Consider the following 19,413-nt stretch of genomic DNA (forward strand, 5'->3'; position numbering starts at 1 on the left):
AAATTAATTGTGTCTAGGTGCTTATATAAGCAAAAAGCTTGTTATAAACATTTACTGCTTTTTCAACCATGTCTAAGTGTTCGGATCTAATCTGTAGATTAATTTCTTTTGGAGGATTGATTTGAGTGGTATTATTTAAAGTTTCGTGATAACAATCATGGATTTTGGCTTCATGAGGATTCCATTGTTTTAATCTGCCATTTTCCCAAGTTAGCATCTTAGGCGTGAAGGTGATTTCAATTTGTTGACAATAATTAATCAAAATCTTCTTTGGATTCTGGCGAAAGCGATTGGCTTCAACAACAATTGGTTGTTGTCTCAATTCTTTAGTTACTATCTGAAACATCTTATATAATGAATTGAAACCAAATTCTTCTTCCGTAAATTTTGGGTCAAACCCCTGTTCTATAAGTTTTTGCTTGGTTTTGTACAATGAAGCTAAGACTTCATGAGGATGGCGAATTATAAATGTGTTGATAACAGAGCCAAGAAATTCTTGAATATTCTCATCAAGATAGGGCAAAACTTGAAACGGAAAATCTTTAACGAAGACTATGGGCATTACCTGCGCTTTTAATTGTATTTCTTTAATTACTGTGGCACAGTCATGATTTAGCTTATCTCGATAATCACCAAATCGATTGGAACGTCGCCATTTACTAAAGTAATAAGTATCGCTAAAAGGCTCGTGAAAAATTTCTGTATCTGGACGTTGACTAAAAGTCTTCTCAAAAGCAGTGGTTACACATCTAGGTGCGCCCCATAACGCTATTATCTTAGATTGTTCTTTGAAATGATTTTTAGGTAAATTGATATTCATAATGAAACGCTAATACAGTAAGCTATTCGACATTTAAATTGTGAATCTTCTGTTTCCCATTTCCCTGTTTCCTTTCGAGAATTTGCGGATCCGAATCTAAATGCTGAACAGCTTATTTTCAAATAATTTGTGAACAGAGGAAAGACGACTACTCACGATCTGACGGATCGAGCCGATCAAGTAAACGGCGATTGGCTTTCCAGTTGCCTAAGATCTCATCGTAATAGCTGGGTTCTTCATACTGGCGTGCTGTATGTTCGCAAACTTCCGGTGGTGGAATGTTAGGCTTAGCACCAGAACGAAGCACATTGACTTGAACCTCGCAGGCTTTGTTGAGATAATACATATAGTAGAACGCTTCGGCAACGGTTCGACCCACAGTTAAAAGCCCGTGGTTTCTCATGATCAAGAATTTCTTTTGTCCGATCGATGCAAAGATGCGATCGCGTTCATCAAGGTCAAATGATATCCCCTCGTAGTCATGGTAGGCAATGCGATTGTAGAACGCCATCGATATCTGGTCAAGGGGTAACAGCCCCTCTTTCATAGCAGCAACTGACATCCCATTAACACTATGGGTGTGTAGGATTACATTGGCATCAGGACGTTCTAAATGAATGGCGCTGTGTATAGTGAATCCTGCTGGACTTATGTCCGCGTCTGTAGGGTTGATTTTATTACCATTGCCATCAACTGCGACCAAATTTGATGCACATACTTCATCGAAAAATAGATAATGCGGTTTTAGGAGAAATATTGGTGGTTCCTCATTAATGCGCAGGGAAATATGACCGTAGATCATGTCTGACATCCCGTAGTAGTCAATCAAGCGGTAAGCAGCAGCAAGGTCTTCGCGCAAGTTTTGTTCATCCTGACAGTAGGACTTAGTTAAAGTTTCCCTGGTTTTAAGGGTGCTCATTTTTGTATTCATAGTTCCACCTAAATTAATTAGCATTAAATGAAATCAGCAAAATCTCCTCAGGAAAGTAATAGACAGAGTTTCTGAGCAATGAGTTTAGGTATCGTTCCATCTCCGGATGAGAGAGCAAATCCTCCAAGGTAATATTTTTTGATTCAGATAACTGCTCTGCTTCCTTATCCTTGTTAAAGCAGTTAACTGTTGCCTCATTCTTGATGTAATGCTCTAAGGCTGCATAGTCATCAGCCTTGATGGGCTCTTCATAGAATATTCTATGGACTTGATGCTGAATCCCACATTCACCCAGACTCTCGATCACATCTTCCGCCGAGGTAAATCCTTCGCCCCAGGCCATAATGTATAGTTCTTTTTGGGGATTGGATGCTTGATGAGCTTCCATCTTCTTCATTAGCTTGTTTTTAATCATATCGGCGAAGGTATCAGAAACAAACAATTTACTCAGATTCGGATTTGTTGTAGTCATATTTAGGGTTTTAGTTATGTTTTCAATACTTATAATTTATGAAGCTGAAAATCTGGCACTATTGGTTACAGAACTCAAGGCAAGTATACCAGAGCTCGATGTCCAGATCTGGCCAGAAGTTGAGAACCCAGAGAAAATAGAAGCCATATTAACATGGAAGCCTCCTCTAGGAATAATGGAAAAATTTCCCAAGCTTAAGGGAATTATTTCCTTCGGGGCTGGAGTCGAAGAGATTTTACGAGACCCCCATCTTCCCCACAATGTGCCAATTGTTCGTATTGTTGAACCTTATGTGACATCAAGAATGAGTGAATACATCTTGTTAGCTGTTCTTCGTTTTCACAGACAAGCATTTACATATCAAACATTTCAAAAAGCGGGACATTGGGACCCTTTACCTCTACCAGAAACCAGCTCCTGTACTATAGGAATTTTAGGTCTTGGTGTGCTTGGAACAGATGCTGCTGGTAAACTCAAGACTCTTGGTTTCCCGATTCGGGGTTGGAGTCGGACACCAAAGAACATCGATGGTATAGAGTGTTTTCATGGACCAGACCAGTTAAAACTTTGCTTGAGTAAATGTCGAGTGCTGGTGTGTTTACTTCCCTTAACTCCAAAAACAGAAGGGATTCTTAATCGTGAAACATTTTCCGCCATGCCTAAAGGAAGTTATTTGATTAATGTTGCACGAGGGCAACATTTAGTAGAAAAAGATTTATTAGAAGCATTAGATTCAGGTCAACTTTCAGGTGCTTGTCTGGATGTTTTCTCTAGGGAACCTTTGCATGAAAATCATCCATTTTGGTCACACCCTCAAATTACAATAACACCCCATGTAGCAACTCAAACTGATTCTGAGTACTGGACAAAACCGATTGTAGAGGCTATTTGTTGCCTTCGTGATGGTCTTCCTTTGAAGAATGTGGTGAATTGTGAACAAGGTTACTAAGGTTCCCATTATTACTGACGATATGAGGGATCGAGCCGGTCAAGCAAACGGCGATTGGCTTCCCATATCCTGGCGACCTCCTGGTTGTAGAAGGTTGGCTCCTCAAACTGGCGGGCTGTATGTTCACAAATCTCAGGTGATGGCAGGATCGGCTTGGTGCTAGTACCTAGCACATTGACTTGGATCTCGCATGCCTTATTCAGGTTGTACATATAGTAAAGTGCTTCTGCAACGGTTCGACCCACAGTTAAAAGCCCGTGGTTCCGCAGGATTAAACAGTTCTTCTGTCCTAGGGATGCAACCAGGCGATCGCGCTCATCAAGGTCGAGTGAGATCCCCTCATAGTCATGGTAGGCAACACGATTATAGAACTCCATGGAAGCTTGGTTAAGTGGCAACAGACCCTCTTCCATCGCAGCAACCGCCATGCCACTTACAGTATGGGTGTGGGCGATCGCATGAGCATCAGGACAACCTAAATGAATGGCGCTATGGATGGTGAATCCTGCCTGATTTACTTCAGCGTCTGTAGCATCGATTTTGTTACCATTGACATCAACTCGCACTAGATCTGATGCACGGATTTCATCGAACAGCATACCATAGGGATTGATTAGGAATATAGCTGGTTCGGACTGAATGCGTACTGAAATATGGCTATGGATCGTCTCCGTCATCCCGTAGTAGTGAACCAAGCGGTAAGCAGCAGCAAGGTCTTCGCGCAAGTTTTGTTCATCCTGGGAGTAGGACTTGGCTATCGGATTCCTGATGTTAGAGCTTGTTATCTGTACACTCATACTTCCATGTCTTTTGCTTTGTGATCACATCGGTATTCAAAGGAAACAGGACTGCTGTACTACTGGGCTGGGTACAGCAGATGTTTGAAGGAATGAAAATTCAGGCATTCCTTACTTTGGTAAAAAATAGAAACCGATTAACACTGGCTACCATTAAACGAGATCAGCCAGATCTCCTCAGGAAAGTAATAGACGGAGTTTCTGAGCAATGAGTTTAGATATCGTTCCATCTCCGGATGAGAGAGCAAATCTTCCAAGGTAATATTTTTTGATTCAGATAACTGCTCTGCTTCCTTATCCTTGTTAAAGCAGTTAACTGTTGCCTCATTCTTGATGTAATGCTCTAAGGCTGCGTAGTCATCAGCTTTTATGGGCTCTTCATAGAATATCCTATGGACTTGATGCTGAATCCCACATTCACCCAAACTCTCGATCACATCTTCCGCAGAGGTAAATCCTTCGCCTTTTCCATCTTTAAAAATTTGCAGGTATTGCTCGTAGAAATCCACGTAGAAAGATTTACGAGTAGCCAAACCAATAAATCCAACTCCCGTATCATTCAGCAAACTAGCACACTTTTTCAACACAGGTTTCAAGTCTTGGCGTGGAATCATATAAAAGCCGTGCATCGACCACAACAGGTCGTAAGCATTACTTTCCAGCTTTGCTCCTTGAATTGTATTAACATATTGGTTACCTCGCTGGAAAAGAAGAGGAATTTTTTTACTCGCTTGAGACAGTGAACTCCCACAAGGGTCTAAGCAATCGTAGACAACATTATCAATTCCTTGATCAAGTTGGATATAGTGACTAAAAGCTTCCAACCAGCGCCCTGTGCCACAGGCAACATCCAGTAATCTGAGATCAGACGAAGATTTTCCTCGTTGATATTGTGATAAGAAAGTACCCGACCAGTCGAAACGCTGCGCCAACTGCCAATAATCAATTACTGGATCTTGGTCTTCTGGACTTCTTTGTTGAACAGTAACACTGGGAGCTGGCAATACAAAAACCCCAATCGGTTCATTTATAAATGCTTTTCCACTGTCCTCAATCTCAGCCAACCTCCAAAATCCCTGGAGAATCTTGAAAAATTTGGCTTCCTGAAGCTGGCGCAAATCGCATTCCATACAAAATGACATAATTTTGACGCCATTTTCCAAGCCTTGGAGGCATTCCGTCACATCCAGGCGAGCATGGACATGGTGATACTGATGCTGATGAGATTGAGTATCCAGTAAATTTCTAATGTCCTGTGCTGTGAACATCTCATTTTGGTTACCTTTTGCTTCCAGCATATGCTCGCGCTGGATTTGAGGGATACCTGTAGCTGTTTGGTGGACAATTACCACCTGTCCGCCTTCCTTGGTTTGAGTTAGGGCGCTCTGAATTGCTTGGTAAGGCTCGTCAAAGTAGTATAAAACGTGGGTCAACAGAACCAAATCGTACTTCTGTTGGCTTTCAAACTTACCGGGTTCAAAATAGTCATCACGCACCGACACCTCTACATTTTCGCCTAAAGATGCCTGGTCGAGCCGTTCTAGAAAGCGTCCGCGATGGATCGGATTCGGTTCAAGTGCTACATAGTTTAACTGCTTCCACCGTGGATTAAGCCTGGGAATCAGGCTCTGTATGATTTCAAGATCAATATCACCTTCGCCACTGCCAATACTGAGTACCGATAAGGTATCGTCTTGGTGTGAGGGTGAATAACTTCCCTCCAGTAATACTGTTACATTATTGCGGAACCACTCAATGGCAGCAACTGTCATCGTCGAAGCTGCCTTGCGTAACTCATAACTCTCGGCGTAAAACTTATCATCCAGTGGCGGAGCGACAAATTTTTGATGGTGTGGCGAGTGACGCTCACTTGCCGAGGATGTAGGGTTTTCGAGAGATTTATACTGGATTTTCATTGAAAAAAATTATGTGAGGATTAAGACCAAATCAGTCAAAATCACAGAACAACTCTAAGCTATTCTACAATCAGATTTTATTATTTCAAGATTTGGCAACAAAAGTCAAGGGTGTCTGAAATGACGTCAACTTTCAGCCGTCAGCTGTCAGTAAATCATTTATCAATGATTTACTTTATTACAAAAATTAACTGTATTTTATTGATATAATGCTTAATTTGATGGTAAATTTAAACTTTGTTAAATTTAGTTAAATTTTGCAACCAAGAAGGGAGTCAGCAGTGAGGGGAAGGGAAGCTGAGCGCTATTAATAGTTACGAGGCTCCTCCCGGAATGCAGTCAAAGCAGCTGCAGAGGCTTCACTCAGTGTCAGCATAAAGTGGATAATAAAGACAGTCCCCTAGTTGCCTACTAGGGGACATCAGCAAAATATATCTATAATAGAAATTTAACCCATGAGCGAGACACCCATAACAATTACTTACTCCTTAGAGGAAGTCTTAAAAGACATAAACGGGAAGCTAGACAGCCTTCAAAAAGATGTCAATAAGATAAACGAAAGACTAATAAAAGTAGAGACACAAGTAGACGCGACCGCAACGGATATCAAAGAATTAAAAGGTTCAACCAAGGCACAAATTTGGACATTGATCGGCATTTTGTTCACAGCAGTTGGCGCTTTTCTGGTAGCTGTTGGTCGTGTTGTTATTTCAGGTAAACCCTAATCTATTCTCAAAGGATAGATTGGAGCCAGCAGAGGTTACAGCGTTGCTTAATAATGGAATGATTTTAAGAGTGAGGTGGAATAGGCATCTTGCCTGTCCGGCGTACTTTTGGGGCGGGCAGGATGCCCACTCTACTCCTATTCATTCAAAGACTGACGCAACGCCGAGGTTACAGATTTAGATTACGCGATCGCATTTGCCAAAAAACCACTATGCTAGCAGCAGATTGATTACCCTTGCCTTGCCATGACGCCAGAATCTGACCCGTTCACTGAACCCCGTAAAGTCGTGGAAGATACCAATGGGATTGACCTTTGGTCACGCTTTCGGCAGAGCCGACGCTGCGCGAACGCGATCGCTAAATTCTTCCAATTTGATCAACACCAAGCCAAACTTAGTACCGAGATTCTGGCGGGAGTAACCACCTTTGTCACCATGGCATACATTCTGGTGGTCAATCCCGATATTTTGTCTAATGCCATTTTCCTCCAACAACCCAAGGATTTGTTTGGGGAACTAGTGATTGCCACGGGTATTTCAGCTGCTTTGGCAACCCTAGTGATGGGACTCTATGCCAAATATCCATTTGCCCTAGCACCAGGCATGGGTCTCAATGCCTACTTTACCTTTTCAGTAGTGTTGGGTTTAGGCATCGATTGGCGGGTTGCTCTGGCTGCTGTTTTGATTGAAGGACTAATTTTTATAGTGCTGACGGTGACTGGGGTTCGCCGTAAAATTGTGACTGGAATTCCCGAATGTATTAAACAAGCCACCACCACAGGCATTGGTTTATTTATTGCTTATATTGGTCTCAATAGTTCAGGTATCATTGCTCAGTCTCAGGCAACTACCACTACCTTGGGAGAGTTGACTCAGCCAGCCACATTAGTCACCATTGTCGGGATTCTAATTACCTCAGCCTTGATCGCTCGACGCATTACCGGAGCACTGCTGTGGGGTATTATTGCCACCGCATTACTGGCATGGATTTTGGGTATAGCCCCTTGGCCACAAGGAATTGTTGCCTTACCCCAGTGGCCAGGAGATTTACTGGGTCAGGCATTTGTAGGTCTGTCACAGGTAGTTCAGACCAATATCTGGGAACTACTGAGTATCCTATTTGTGCTACTGTTTGTGGATCTGTTTGATACCGTTGGTACCCTAACTGGACTGGGAGTCAAAGCCGGTTATCTCAATCAAAAGGGGCAATTTACCCATGGGTCCCGAGCCTTTATGGCAGATGCAATCGGTACTACTGCTGGGGCAATCTTCGGCACCTCTACCGTAACCACCTATATTGAGTCCGCATCAGGACTATTGGAAGGGGGACGCACTGGCTTGACTGCCGTTGTTACTGCCATTTTATTTGCCCTATCCATAGTTTTCATTCCCTTTCTATCTGCCATTCCCAGCTTTGCCACAGCACCAGCCTTAGTCATGGTTGGAGTGTTGATGATCCCAAGTGTTAGAAAAATCCATTGGGACGATCCAGCCGAGTCAATTCCCTCATTTCTCACCATCTTGATCATGCCTTTAAGTTATTCGATTGCTGATGGCTTAGCTGTCGGTTTAATTACCTTTCCTCTGTTGAAGGCTTTTCAGGGTAAAGTTCACGAAACGACTATTACCATGTGGATTTTAGCAACAGTATTTATCTTAAAGTTTGCCTTAGTAGGAGCTTGACAATCTCTTTTTATATACCATTTTCATTTGACAAGCCATGCCCGATTCCCGATTCCCGATTCCCGATTCCCTACTCCCGATTCCCGATTCCCTACTCCCGATTCCCGATTCCCTACTCCCTACTCCCTACTCCCTGTTCCCTTTGCTATTTAGAGAGTGTCAAACAAATCAGGACGGCGTTCTTTGGTTCTCTGAATTTGCTGCTCTTTACGCCAACGGTCAATTTCCCCATGATGTCCTGATAACAGAACCTCTGGAACCTTCCATCCCCGAAACTCAGCAGGTCTGGTGTACTGAGGATAGTCCAGTAACCCGGCTTCAAAGCTTTCTAATTTAAGGGATTCGGCTTTGCCTACTGTTCCTGGTAGCAACCGGGTGACACCGTTAATCATGGCTAGGGCAGGGATTTCTCCACAGGTTAAGACAAAATCCCCCAGTGATACCTCTCGGGTGACTAAGTGTAATACCCGCTCATCCACACCTTCGTAGTGTCCACAAATTATCACCAGCTGATCATAACCTGTGGCCAATTCTTTGAACAATTGCTGTTTCATGGGTTGCCCCTGGGGAGTCATTAAGATGACATCACGCTGTGGTAAAATGGGTAAAGACTCTACAGCCGCAAAAATCGGCTCTGGTTTCATCAACATTCCTACGCCACCACCGTAGGGTTCATCATCAACTCGTCGATGCTTGTCAGTAGCAAAGTCTCGGGGGTTGATCAGATGCACTTCGGCTATTTGTTTGAGGAGTGCCTTACCAAGCAGCCCTGAACTCAGGGGAGAGGTGAAGAAATCCGGAAACAGAGTGATAATGTCAAATCGCACAAGGAGTTAAGGGGGGTTTGGGGTCTGGAGCTAAGAATCCTGTCAGAAGAGGGTAACATACATAATCAGTGATTATGCATAAATGGTAAGGCTATAATGCGTGAATATCATTAAAAAATCACGGATTCAACGGAAAAATTGCTATAATGTGGCATTTTAACTAAAAAGCACTACTCAAAAGTATTCAACTCACCTCATGCCCATTACTAATATAATGCAGCAGTTAGAATCTCAATTGCAAATAATGAGGATGCCTAAGTCCACTCAACCAGCTATTTTGGTAATCGGCGGCGCTGAAGATAAAGTTCACGGACGAGAGATCCTGCAAACTTTTTTTCGGCGTGCTGGAGGAACTAATGCTCGCCTTGCCATTATCCCTTCAGCCTCCAGAGAACCAAGCGTGATTGGCAGTCGCTATCAACGCATCTTTCAAGACATGGGAGCCGAGGAAATTCGGTTGCTAGATATACGCGATCGCTATCAAGCAGAAAACCAAGACTTACTAGAGTACTTGGAAATCTGTACCGGGGTATTCATGACTGGAGGTGACCAACTACGCTTGTGCGGGCTACTAGCCGATACCCCCTTAATGGAAAAAGTTCGGCAGCGGGTTCATCAGAGCGAGATTACCATAGCTGGGACAAGTGCTGGGGCTGCAGTTATGGGTCATCACATGATTGCTGGTGGTGGTAGTGGTGAGTTTCCTAATCGTTCTTTGGTGGATATAACCATGGGCTTAGGAATCATTCCAGAGGTGATTGTCGATCAACATTTCCACCATCGGAATCGTATGGCACGCCTGATCAGTGCTATTTCGGAACATCCGGAGCGATTGGCCATCGGAATCGATGAAGATACCTGTGCTTTGTTTGAAAAAAATGGTTGGTTAGAAGTGATGGGTAAAGGCACTGTCACAATTATTGATCCCAAGGAAATGTCTTACACCAACCAGCCTAAGATTGGTCATAACGACCCGATCAGTATCCACAATCTGCGAGTGCATGTTCTGTGTCATGGCGATCGCTACCACTTTCACAAGCGTTCGTTATTCGCAGTAGAAAGCTAAACCTTACCTCCTGGACAACAAGCGCAATAACCAGCCCACACTTTTGAGTATGGCTTTACCTGCCCTGTGCCAAGGGATGCAGCGCCTTAATCAGGGGTTTTCCTCATGACTGTAGTTGGGGGAACTCATCTGAGGACTTGCTGGGTGCAATGGATAATTATGGAGAATTTTGAAAAAACTGTTCTGTGTGAACAGTTTTTTTTATCTCCAAGGTTGATAATAATAAGATTATCCCAAATCTAATCACCAGCCTACCGGATCCCCTGATTCCCGGATTGGAGCTAGACTTTTCAAGCGTGCCAATCGTCTCATAATGTGCCAAAGTAGGCGATAAAGGCGAATTTTATTTGATGAATTGCGTCTTTAGGCTTCCTTGCACATTCAGCGAGCATCACCACCGAAGTTTCAGTTGATATGAGAATTCTGAGAATCCAGACTTTACGTGGCCCTAATTATTGGAGTATTGGACATCACAAACTTATTGTCATGCGTCTCGATTTAGAGGAATTGGCAAATACCCCCTCCAACGAGATTCCTGGCTTCTATAAGGGACTAAAGACTGTCCTACCCAGTCTGGAAGAGCATTTCTGTTCCCCTGGTGTCCGGGGGGGATTCCTTGCTCGGGTTGCCAGAGGCACCATGATGGGGCACATCATTGAACACGTTGCCCTAGAACTACAAGATCTGGCAGGCATGGGGGTTGGATTTGGTCGCACTAGGGAAACAGCGACACCAGGAGTCTACCAGGTCATATTTGAGTACATTGATGAGCAGGTGGGTCGTTATGCCGCTAGGGCAGCTGTGCGGCTGTGTCGTAGCATCATTGATAAGCAAACCTATCCCCAAAGTGAATTAGAACAAGACCTGAAAGATTTACAAGAACTGGCTAATAATTCAGCTTTAGGACCAAGCACTCAATCCCTGGTTAAGGAAGCCGAAGCCAGAGAAATTCCCTGGATGCAGCTGAGCGCGAGAGCGATGATTCAACTGGGCTACGGTGTCCACCAAAAGCGGATTCAAGCCACATTGAGTGATTATTCAGGGATTTTAGGGGTTGAGTTGGCTTGTGATAAAGAAGGTACCAAACAAATCCTGAGGGATGCTGGTGTACCGGTTCCCCGGGGGACAACGATTCGATTCCTAGATGAGTTGGAAGGGGCAATTGAGTATGTAGGTGGCTACCCGATTGTGATTAAACCCCTGAATGGGAATCATGGACGAGGCATTACCCTCGATATTAATAGCTGGGAAGAGGCGCAGACTGCCTATAAGACCGCCAAAGAAGTCTCCCGCTCTGTGATTGTGGAGCGCTATTATAAAGGTTTTGACCACCGGATTCTTGTGGTCAATGGCAAGGTAGTAGCGGTAGCAGAGCGTATCCCTGCCCATGTGGTGGGGAATGGTAGGTCTACGATTGAGGAACTGATTGAGCAAACTAACCTTGATCCCCATCGCGGTGAGGGACACGACAATCTCTTGACTAAAATTGTGTTAGACGCTACCAGTGACAGTGTATTGAAGAAGCAAGGGTACAGATTGGACAGTATACCCAGAAAGGGGGAAGTTTGTTACTTGCGGGAAACTGCCAATCTCAGCACTGGGGGTATTGCTGTAGACCACACCGATAACATCCATCCAGAAACTATCTGGCTGGCACAGCGGGTTGCCAAAATTATTGGTCTGGATATTGCTGGAATTGATATTGTCACCTCCGATATCACTAAGCCTTTACGGGAAGCTGATGGGGTGGTGGTTGAGGTGAATGCTGCCCCTGGCTTTAGGATGCATGTTTGTCCTAGTCAAGGTCAGCCCCGGAATGTGGCAGCACCAGTCCTAGATATGCTCTTCCCAAATGGGCAACCTAACCGTATTCCCATCATCGCGATTACAGGTACCAATGGGAAAACCACGACAACCCGCTTAATTGCCCATATCTATCGCCAAACTGGACAGGTTGTGGGCTATACCACTACAGATGGCATCTACATTGATGAATATATGGTGGAAAAAGGTGATACCACTGGACCCCAAAGTGCTCAGGTAATTCTCAGAGACCCTACAGTTGAGGTGGCAGTCCTCGAAACTGCCCGGGGCGGTATCCTGCGTTCTGGCTTGGCCTTTGACAAATGTGATATTGGGGTGGTTTTAAATGTCTCCGCTGACCACTTGGGAATTGGAGACATCGACACCATTGAACAGATGGCCAAGGTGAAGAGTGTTGTGGCGGAAGTGGTGAGTCCGAAGGGCTATGCTATCCTCAATGCTGATGACCCCCTAGTCAGAGCAATGGCAGAAAAGGTAAAGGGTCAAGTGGCTTATTTCTCGATGAACTCAGAGAATGAGTTGGTCAAAAATCACACTAGTGGTGGTGGTCTGGCGGCGGTTTACGAAAATGGTTATTTATCTATCATCAAAGGGGATTGGACCCTGCGGATTGAGCAGGCAGTTAATGTGCCAGTGACAATTGGGGGACGGGCACCTTTTATGATTGCTAATGCTCTAGCTGCGAGTCTCGCTGCCTTTGCTCAAGGAGTCTCGATTGAGGCCATTCGAAAGGCATTGACCACATTTCGGGCTTCTGTAGACCAGACACCCGGACGAATGAATTTGTTCAATCTTGGCAGTTATCATGCTCTAGTGGATTATGCCCACAATGCAGCTAGTTACGAGGCATTGGGTAGTTTTGTGCGCAACTGGCCGGGAGAGCGCTTTGGGGTTGTGGGTGGTCCTGGGGATCGCCGGGATGAAGACTTTATTGAATTAGGACGACTCTCAGCAAAAATCTTTGACAGGATTATTATCAAAGAAGATGATGACTTAAGAGGACGTCCCAGTGGTGATGCAGCTGAGTTAATTCGTAAGGGCATACGAGAGGAAAATCGCGAGTCCAACTATGAGATTATCCTCAACGAAACAGAGGCAATTGATAGGGGTTTGGATAAAGTGGCTGATGGTGGTTTAGTGGTGATTCTGCCAGAAAGTGTCAGTCGTGCGATCAAACTCATTGAGGCTCGTCATCCCTTGCCGGATAATGGCCTTAAGGCAACCAGTGCTGACACCGAAGATGAGTTGAAGCCATCGGTGGTCAATTAAGTTGCGGTTGGTATTGGTTGAATGGTATTGGTTGAATGTTTAAAGTTGAAGGTTAAAGGTTGAAGGTTAAAGGTTGAAGGTTATTGGCCTTGCCTTAGGGTAGGTTGAAGGATGACGGTTGTTTGCGATCGCATTGAGGTGCTGGGCTACAGAAGATTGAGTGAAGGTGATCCCTAGATGGGATTAGCCCAAAGTATAAAACGCGATGTTCCTTCAGAACATCGCGTTTTATACAGCCATGGGATCGAACCTTGATGTGGGTGGTATGACTTCTTTAACAGCAAATGGCTACTAGTGGTTAATTTGTGTTCTCTACCATTTCTAGTGGAGATGTCAATATATTATAGCGTTTCTCAATTGGGTCAGGTACTTCGTCCTAGGTTTCACAGAGTAGTGAGTAGGGAGTAGGGAATGGCCCATGGAAAAATTGAATGTACCTCATAACTATGAGAAACGCTATAGATTACATCCATTGTGCAAAAATGGATAAAATATGCATATTTTATCTCATCTTTATCAAAGCTTTATATAGTTAAAGGTTTAGTGAGTTTTCCGTGAAATTTATAAATTTTCTCTGAGTTAGATATAAAATTTGATTGGATATAAGTAAGCCATCAATACCAAAAGTTTATAAAACTCCTAACTAATTACTTAAATCCAGCTTCAAACTATCTGTCTTCGATAGGTCAGTTCATGGTTCTCGCGTGAGTCTTGGGGTCTAGATGGGCTAATTAATTGACTTGATATGCTTGATTTTTAGATGAACTGACCGGTTAATGAATAAACCAATAACCAATAAAATTACGATTTACTAGCTTTGACTAATAAGGTTTTTACTCGCTACTAACAGAGGCATTTTTGTGATTTTTTTTGGAATCTGTAACTGTCAACATATTGAAAGTTTACTGCATAACTTTTGGTGTTTGGCCTGATCAGTCTATAGATACTTCCTGCATCAGCTATCAGCACTCAGCCTTCAGCTAATGCACTAATTGCTTAATGCTTACCACTAGGGTAGTCATGGCAGTTAGTAATCGGTTGCTCAGAAATACACAAGTTCTACTTAATTCAAACGTTAGAGGTAATAGCAATGACTGGGTTAAAATCTACTAATTACGGTTTAGACTACGACGAGCAACTTGACTCTGGATTATATTTAGTAACTCCTCGTGATGACGATTATTCAGAAGGAAATCTTGGTTATGATACTCTGACCGGATGGCGTAATGATGTTTTAGTACGAGTAGACTCTGATTACTTCAATGGTGGAGCAAGAGACTATAAACGGTTAACTATTGACGGTGACTACAAAATTTTTGTTGAGGGTAACAGTTCGGAAACACTTAGCAATGTTTTGCCAGAAGACATAGAGGATGTTGTTGATGTTCAAGTTAATACCTTAGATCCAGCCACAGAGCAAGAAAATGGATTATCAAATTTAGCATCAGCAGCAGAGTCAACTTCTGAAGAATTAGAATTGTTAGGACAAGAGGATACAAACACCACTCTAACCGTAGAGGATCAGCAAATTGGAATACAGCTATCAGCAGGAACTAATCCAAATCCTTCATTAAATGGAGTTTTCGGTGATGATGACAGAACTAGGGTAACAAATACGACCAGCAATCCTTGGACTAAAGTAGGTTTGATCACAGCTAGGTTTGGGGATGAGTGGTTTGGTTCATCTGGGGTGATGATTGGTCCTCACCATTTTCTAACCTCAGCTCATGGTATCTTCAACAGCACTCGTTCTGACTCTGCAGGAAATGGTGGCTATGCAGACGAAATATCCATATATCTCGGTCAAGATGGTCAAGAAAAATATTATGGTCAAGTGGGTGTAACCTCTTTTCATACGGTGAACGGTTATACAGCAGATAATGATGGTGATGGAATTATTGCTGATGCTGACGATGATGAAAATCACTGGAATTATGATTGGGCGGTCTTAACCCTCGATCGCAATATTGGTAATTACACTGGTTGGATGGGATGGCAATGGAATTCGGATCTTAGTTGGTATAACGACTTAAATGTCAATATAACTGGGTATCCTAAAAACACAATCAACAGTGAGGGAATTGTTGAAAATAATTGGCAAGGTAGTTTTGCTGGAATAGATCATTCTGCGGAAATGTATACAATTTCTGGTACTATTAATTCTGCTAATAACTATCAGATTAAACACCATCTTGATGCTACTGGAGGCAATAGTGGTGGTCCAGTATGGCGTTCTGAAGGTAGCTCAGAATATGTTATTGGTCTGACAAGAGCCATTGTTTCTGATCGGAATGAAGCTATTCGCTTACAGAAATACATGACCGATTTGATAGAGGATTGGAAGACAAACGATCCTAATCCAGTAGATAAACCTGATCTTGTGGATTATGATCAATGGTTTGGTACTGACTTTGAATACCTTTCATCTAACTCGATTAAACCAGGAGATAACTTAACTGCACGTTTTGTAACTCGTAACAACGGTACAGCAGCATCAGGAAACTTCGAAGTCAATTTCTATGCATCTACAGACAATGACGTTACTAACTCCAGCGGTTCTCACTGGTTCCTTGGTAGCGATACAATAAGCTCCTTAGATCCTTTCAATTGGGATTACGCAACATGGAGTGGTTCTTTTCCTAACCTCAACCCTGGTTCCTACTACATCATTGGGTTTATTGATCCTAGCACGTCTATTGATGAGTTTGATGACAGCGCTGCTAGCAATCAAGTGGTCTTTGACTCAATACTTCAAGTTCAATCTTTATTTTAGTAAGCATTCAGCTAATGCGCTACGCGCACGCTACGCGAACAGCTATCAGCTAATGGGTAGGTCCCAGGGTCGTTCGCACAGCGTGGCCAAACGCGCCCCGCGTGGCCTTTTGGCCAAGGCCAAAGCCTGTGCCACAAAGCTGACCGCTGACTGCTGACCACTGACCGCTGACTACTTAAATATCAGCTTTTCAAGGCAGCCAATCTTGATCTAATAATTGTTCGAGAGCATAGGGACAGTCTTCAGGAAATTGAATCATCATAGCGGTTTTTTTTCTGACATATTTTAAGGCTTTTTTATAAACTTTGGCTTGATTTTCTTGTAAATGATTGCGGAGGTTTTGAGTTAAATACTCCTCAAGTTGGGTTCTAAAGCTCATAATTTCCGCTTGCCAATGGTTCGCGTTATAGTCATATTGCTCTTGCCAATAGTTCAGGAGTAATAAATGTCGGATAATTTGTTCTAAAAAACTTTCAACTGTTAATTTATCTCGACGACTCAATCCTTCTAATTCCTCAATTAAATGCTCTATGTCGAGATTTCCTAGTCGTTTTTCTTTTAGGAGTTTCAGAGTTTCTAATAACCATTTTTCATTATCAACATCATACAGAGAATATAGATCACTTGTTTTAGTCATAGCTGTTCTCAAGCTAGTAAGGAGTTTTTGGGTTTTAGGGAACAGGGAACAGGGAACAGGGAGCAGGGAGCAGGGAGCAGGGAGCAGGGAGCAGGGAGCAGGGAGCAGTAAAGTCAAAAGAGGGAAGAAGTAAAAAAATATTTGTACCTCATTAGGCTAAAAACAGCTATACTTATTTTGTTACCTTCCATTAGCGTCTTTAGATTGTCCAATTAGAGGATATCTGAAAAGTTTTTTGATACTGAATTTTGCCCCCCTAGCCCCCCAACTTTGGGGGAAGAGTCAATTTGCTTCTAAAAGTCCCCCGACCGAGGGATTGCTCGCTCGGGGGACCAACGGGGGCTTGGATGTAGCAAATGAGACTTCTCAGACAACCTCTTAGATTATCGATGTAGCTATCCCAAGACATTTTCTTGAGTTTCCTTGAAAATTTTACTTCTTAGGAAATTATACAATATTTTAACTTCCCATCCTGGGAGGGGTTAGGGGTGGGTTACTATTATAAATGAACTGCTCCCTGCTCCCGATTCCCGATTCCCGATTCCCGATTCCCGATTCCCGATTCCCGATTCCCGATTCCCGATTCCATTTAACTTTCATACATTTCTAACGGCAATCCATCTGGGTCTTGAAAAAACGTAAATCGCTTCCCAGTATGCTCATCAATTCTAATCCTTTCTACATCCACACCCTTGGATTTGAGATAATTCACCGACGCTTGAATATCATCTACTTGAAATGCTAAATGTCTCAATCCGCAAGCTTCAGGACGACTAACTCGTTCAGGAGGATTAGGAAAGGAAAATAACTCAATCCTATCCCCATCACCCACTTGTAAATCCAATTTATAAGAATTTCTAGCAGCTCGGAAGGTTTCTTCAATAATCGAAAACCCTAAAATATCCACATAAAACTGTTTCGATTTTTCATAATATGAGCAAATAATCGCTACATGGTGAAATCCTTTAGTCTTCATAAAAATAATCGGAAATTAAGTAAGAGATGAATAATTTTAAATCAAGAAAGCTCATCCCCCATAGTATAGAACCAGATTCAACCAACTTTTGAGGATTTTGCTAGACTGGCAGATATAAAACCCATCATCAAAAGGATATATATCCAAAGGATAAGGAAATTATATATGCCCCCAACCCTACTTCTATCCAAAGAACTACCTACTCTGGAATACCAATCCACATCCTCAAGCTTTGATGAAAGCTGGAGAGCTCCCCTTTCCACCCTCCTGGGATTAGGACGAGCAGCTGGTGCTGATTTCATTGAGTTTTTCCTAGAACGGGTCAACTACATCAGCTGTCTTGCTGAAGATGATGCCATTACTAGCATTTCTCCCCGCCTTTCCTCTGGTGCTGGTATCCGAGTGTTTCGGGGTAAGTCAGATTGCTATGTTAGCACTAATGACCTATCCTTTTCGGGGCTAAAAGCGGCTTTGGAGAAAGCCCTGTCTATTCAAGGGCTGGAATTACCTACCCCTAATGCCTTTATCCCAGAAACTAACCTGGAACTGTTGCGGGATTACGCTACTGCTAAAGGCAAAGACACTTGGCTATCCGGTTGCAGTTCCATGGCAGAAATGGGAGAAGTACTCCTGGATGCCAATGGGGCACTCCAGCGCAAGGCTAGCCATGTCCAATCCCGACGGGCTATTTATTTCCGGGATTGGCAGGAAGTTCTGGTAGCAGCTAGTGATGGCACCTTTGCCAGAGATATTCGTTTAACTCAGTCTGTGGGATATAACCTACTATGTGCTGATGGCGACCATCGCTCTTCGATTGGCAAGCGTGCTGGTAGTACCGGTAACCCAGAGTTTCTAAGAGCCTGGGATTATAATGGTACTGCTGAGGAAGTTGCTGAATCTGCTGGTAAGATGCTCTATGCGGATTACGTAGAGTCTGGAACTTACCCGATTATCATGGCCAATTCCTTTGGTGGGGTAATTTTCCATGAAGCCTGTGGACATCTGTTGGAAACGACCCAGATTGAGCGGAAAACTACTCCGTTTGCTGACAAAAAAGGCGAGAAGATTGCTAACGAAAGCCTTACTGCCTGGGATGAAGGGTTATCTGACAATGCCTTTGGAACCATTGATATGGATGATGAGGGCATGCCAGCCCAAAGAACTCTGTTGATAGAAAATGGCATACTGAAGAATTTTATCGCCGACCGGGCAGGGTCTCAGCTGACTGGACACCCCAGAACAGGTAGTGGCCGCCGTCAGAATTATGCCTATGCTGCTGCTTCACGGATGCGCAATACCTACATTGCTCCTGGTGATTACGAGGTAGAGGATTTATTTGCGTCTATCGATAAAGGTATTTACTGCAAGCGGATGGGCGGTGGTAGTGTTGGTGCTACTGGGGAATTTAACTTTGGTGTCGATGAAGCCTATTTGATTGAAAATGGCAAAGTCACTAAACCCCTGAAAGGGGCAATTCTGATTGGGGAAGCTAAGGAAATTATGAATAAGATTTCCATGTGTTCCAAAGACTTAGGATTAGCCGCTGGTTTCTGTGGTTCCATTAGCGGCAGTGTTTATGTCACCGTCGGTCAGCCTCATATCAAGGTAGATTCGATTACGGTTGGTGGACGGTAAGTTACCCCAGCAGCCAGGCTTTGGGACTAGTGTTAGACTATCATCTCCGGTTAAAGACTTATCGTAAGCATTCAGCTAATGCGCTACGCGCACGCTGCGCGAACAGTCATCAG

General features: G+C 43.4%; 17 protein-coding genes. 9 read left to right on the forward strand and 8 right to left on the reverse strand.

The genetic code is table 11. The annotated features are described in order from the left end of the window. Positions 1-13: 13 nt before the first annotated feature. The 3 genes from F6K53_RS26265 to F6K53_RS26275 form a co-directional block, all read right to left on the reverse strand. On the reverse strand, positions 14-820 hold the full coding sequence (locus F6K53_RS26265; protein WP_075905086.1) for a hypothetical protein: 807 nt from the start codon (positions 818-820) through the stop codon (positions 14-16). Positions 821-968: 148 nt separating this feature from the next. Next, entirely contained in the window at positions 969-1,751 is a 783-nt protein-coding gene (locus F6K53_RS26270; protein WP_229415513.1) for a class II aldolase/adducin family protein, read from the reverse strand. A gap of 13 nt (positions 1,752-1,764) precedes the next feature. Then, complete coding sequence (locus F6K53_RS26275) at positions 1,765-2,223, reverse strand: hypothetical protein (protein ID WP_293069443.1); 459 nt, start codon at positions 2,221-2,223, stop codon at positions 1,765-1,767. Between the two features lie 16 nt (positions 2,224-2,239). Between F6K53_RS26275 and F6K53_RS26280 the strand changes: the two genes are divergently transcribed. Beyond that, entirely contained in the window at positions 2,240-3,172 is a 933-nt protein-coding gene (locus F6K53_RS26280; protein WP_293069445.1) for a glyoxylate/hydroxypyruvate reductase A, read from the forward strand. An 11-nt stretch (positions 3,173-3,183) separates the two neighbouring features. On the opposite strand, the gene F6K53_RS26285 is transcribed toward F6K53_RS26280, so the two are convergent. Together F6K53_RS26285 and F6K53_RS26290 are read right to left on the reverse strand one after the other, a co-directional pair. Beyond that, positions 3,184-3,969 carry a class II aldolase/adducin family protein gene (locus tag F6K53_RS26285; RefSeq protein WP_075905080.1) on the reverse strand — a complete coding sequence of 262 codons (786 nt, stop codon included), beginning with the start codon at positions 3,967-3,969 and terminating at the stop codon, positions 3,184-3,186. A gap of 137 nt (positions 3,970-4,106) precedes the next feature. Then, a complete protein-coding gene (locus F6K53_RS26290; RefSeq protein ID WP_081431408.1) occupies positions 4,107-5,885 on the reverse strand; it encodes a class I SAM-dependent methyltransferase in 1,779 nt (592 codons plus the stop codon). A gap of 455 nt (positions 5,886-6,340) precedes the next feature. Here F6K53_RS26290 and F6K53_RS26295 point away from each other — a divergent pair, with 455 nt between their 5' ends. The 4 genes from F6K53_RS26295 (at position 6,341) to F6K53_RS26310 (ending at position 8,446) form a co-directional block, all read left to right on the forward strand. Further along, complete coding sequence (locus F6K53_RS26295; RefSeq protein WP_293069449.1) at positions 6,341-6,610, forward strand: hemolysin XhlA family protein; 270 nt, start codon at positions 6,341-6,343, stop codon at positions 6,608-6,610. Positions 6,611-6,699: 89 nt separating this feature from the next. Next, positions 6,700-6,840 carry a hypothetical protein gene (locus tag F6K53_RS26300; protein WP_293044154.1) on the forward strand — a complete coding sequence of 47 codons (141 nt, stop codon included), beginning with the start codon at positions 6,700-6,702 and terminating at the stop codon, positions 6,838-6,840. Positions 6,841-6,856: 16 nt separating this feature from the next. Beyond that, entirely contained in the window at positions 6,857-8,293 is a 1,437-nt protein-coding gene (locus F6K53_RS26305) for an NCS2 family permease (RefSeq protein ID WP_293069451.1), read from the forward strand. A 27-nt stretch (positions 8,294-8,320) separates the two neighbouring features. Continuing rightward, on the forward strand, positions 8,321-8,446 hold the full coding sequence (locus tag F6K53_RS26310; protein ID WP_293022830.1) for a hypothetical protein: 126 nt from the start codon (positions 8,321-8,323) through the stop codon (positions 8,444-8,446). Here the strand turns inward: F6K53_RS26310 and trmD are convergent. Next, the gene (trmD, locus tag F6K53_RS26315) at positions 8,443-9,120 is read right to left on the reverse strand and encodes a tRNA (guanosine(37)-N1)-methyltransferase TrmD (RefSeq protein WP_293044634.1); all 678 of its coding nucleotides are present in this window, start codon (positions 9,118-9,120) and stop codon (positions 8,443-8,445) included. The genes F6K53_RS26310 and trmD overlap by 4 nt on opposite strands. Before the next feature lie 214 nt (positions 9,121-9,334). Here trmD and F6K53_RS26320 point away from each other — a divergent pair, with 214 nt between their 5' ends. The 3 genes from F6K53_RS26320 (at position 9,335) to F6K53_RS26330 (ending at position 16,052) form a co-directional block, all read left to right on the forward strand. Next, the gene (locus F6K53_RS26320; RefSeq protein WP_364303277.1) at positions 9,335-10,186 is read left to right on the forward strand and encodes a cyanophycinase; all 852 of its coding nucleotides are present in this window, start codon (positions 9,335-9,337) and stop codon (positions 10,184-10,186) included. Between the two features lie 414 nt (positions 10,187-10,600). Then, positions 10,601-13,279, forward strand: coding sequence for a cyanophycin synthetase (gene cphA / locus F6K53_RS26325; RefSeq protein WP_293069456.1), 2,679 nt, complete (start codon positions 10,601-10,603; stop codon positions 13,277-13,279). Positions 13,280-14,369: 1,090 nt separating this feature from the next. Then, the gene (locus F6K53_RS26330) at positions 14,370-16,052 is read left to right on the forward strand and encodes a CARDB domain-containing protein (protein ID WP_293069457.1); all 1,683 of its coding nucleotides are present in this window, start codon (positions 14,370-14,372) and stop codon (positions 16,050-16,052) included. 190 nt (positions 16,053-16,242) lie between these two features. Here the strand turns inward: F6K53_RS26330 and F6K53_RS26335 are convergent, their stop codons facing one another. Then, positions 16,243-16,806 (reverse strand): DUF29 domain-containing protein, encoded by a 564-nt coding sequence (locus F6K53_RS26335; RefSeq protein WP_293069459.1) that lies wholly within the window; start codon positions 16,804-16,806, stop codon positions 16,243-16,245. Positions 16,807-17,278: 472 nt separating this feature from the next. After that, positions 17,279-17,665 carry a VOC family protein gene (locus F6K53_RS26340; protein ID WP_293069461.1) on the reverse strand — a complete coding sequence of 129 codons (387 nt, stop codon included), beginning with the start codon at positions 17,663-17,665 and terminating at the stop codon, positions 17,279-17,281. A gap of 165 nt (positions 17,666-17,830) precedes the next feature. On the opposite strand from F6K53_RS26340, the gene F6K53_RS26345 reads away from it, so the two are divergent. After that, entirely contained in the window at positions 17,831-19,300 is a 1,470-nt protein-coding gene (locus tag F6K53_RS26345; protein WP_293022807.1) for a TldD/PmbA family protein, read from the forward strand. Positions 19,301-19,413 lie beyond the last annotated feature (113 nt).

Source organism: Moorena sp. SIO4A1 (genome assembly GCF_010672065.1).
In the GTDB taxonomy this organism is placed as follows: domain Bacteria; phylum Cyanobacteriota; class Cyanobacteriia; order Cyanobacteriales; family Coleofasciculaceae; genus Moorena.

Bases quoted from the DNA above. Each gene is read 5' to 3' on its own strand.
- F6K53_RS26320 (WP_364303277.1), top strand. From the start codon at position 9,335: ATGCAGCAGTTAGAATCTCAATTGCAAATAATGAGGATGCCTAAGTCC.
- F6K53_RS26345 (WP_293022807.1), top strand. From the start codon at position 17,831: ATGCCCCCAACCCTACTTCTATCCAAAGAACTACCTACTCTGGAATAC.
- F6K53_RS26285 (WP_075905080.1), bottom strand. From the start codon at position 3,969: ATGAGTGTACAGATAACAAGCTCTAACATCAGGAATCCGATAGCCAAG.
- F6K53_RS26295 (WP_293069449.1), top strand. From the start codon at position 6,341: ATGAGCGAGACACCCATAACAATTACTTACTCCTTAGAGGAAGTCTTA.
- F6K53_RS26265 (WP_075905086.1), bottom strand. From the start codon at position 820: ATGAATATCAATTTACCTAAAAATCATTTCAAAGAACAATCTAAGATA.
- F6K53_RS26280 (WP_293069445.1), top strand. From the start codon at position 2,240: ATGTTTTCAATACTTATAATTTATGAAGCTGAAAATCTGGCACTATTG.
- F6K53_RS26270 (WP_229415513.1), bottom strand. From the start codon at position 1,751: ATGAATACAAAAATGAGCACCCTTAAAACCAGGGAAACTTTAACTAAG.
- F6K53_RS26290 (WP_081431408.1), bottom strand. From the start codon at position 5,885: ATGAAAATCCAGTATAAATCTCTCGAAAACCCTACATCCTCGGCAAGT.
- F6K53_RS26330 (WP_293069457.1), top strand. From the start codon at position 14,370: ATGACTGGGTTAAAATCTACTAATTACGGTTTAGACTACGACGAGCAA.
- F6K53_RS26340 (WP_293069461.1), bottom strand. From the start codon at position 17,665: ATGAAGACTAAAGGATTTCACCATGTAGCGATTATTTGCTCATATTAT.
- cphA (WP_293069456.1), top strand. From the start codon at position 10,601: ATGAGAATTCTGAGAATCCAGACTTTACGTGGCCCTAATTATTGGAGT.
- F6K53_RS26305 (WP_293069451.1), top strand. From the start codon at position 6,857: ATGACGCCAGAATCTGACCCGTTCACTGAACCCCGTAAAGTCGTGGAA.
- F6K53_RS26275 (WP_293069443.1), bottom strand. From the start codon at position 2,223: ATGACTACAACAAATCCGAATCTGAGTAAATTGTTTGTTTCTGATACC.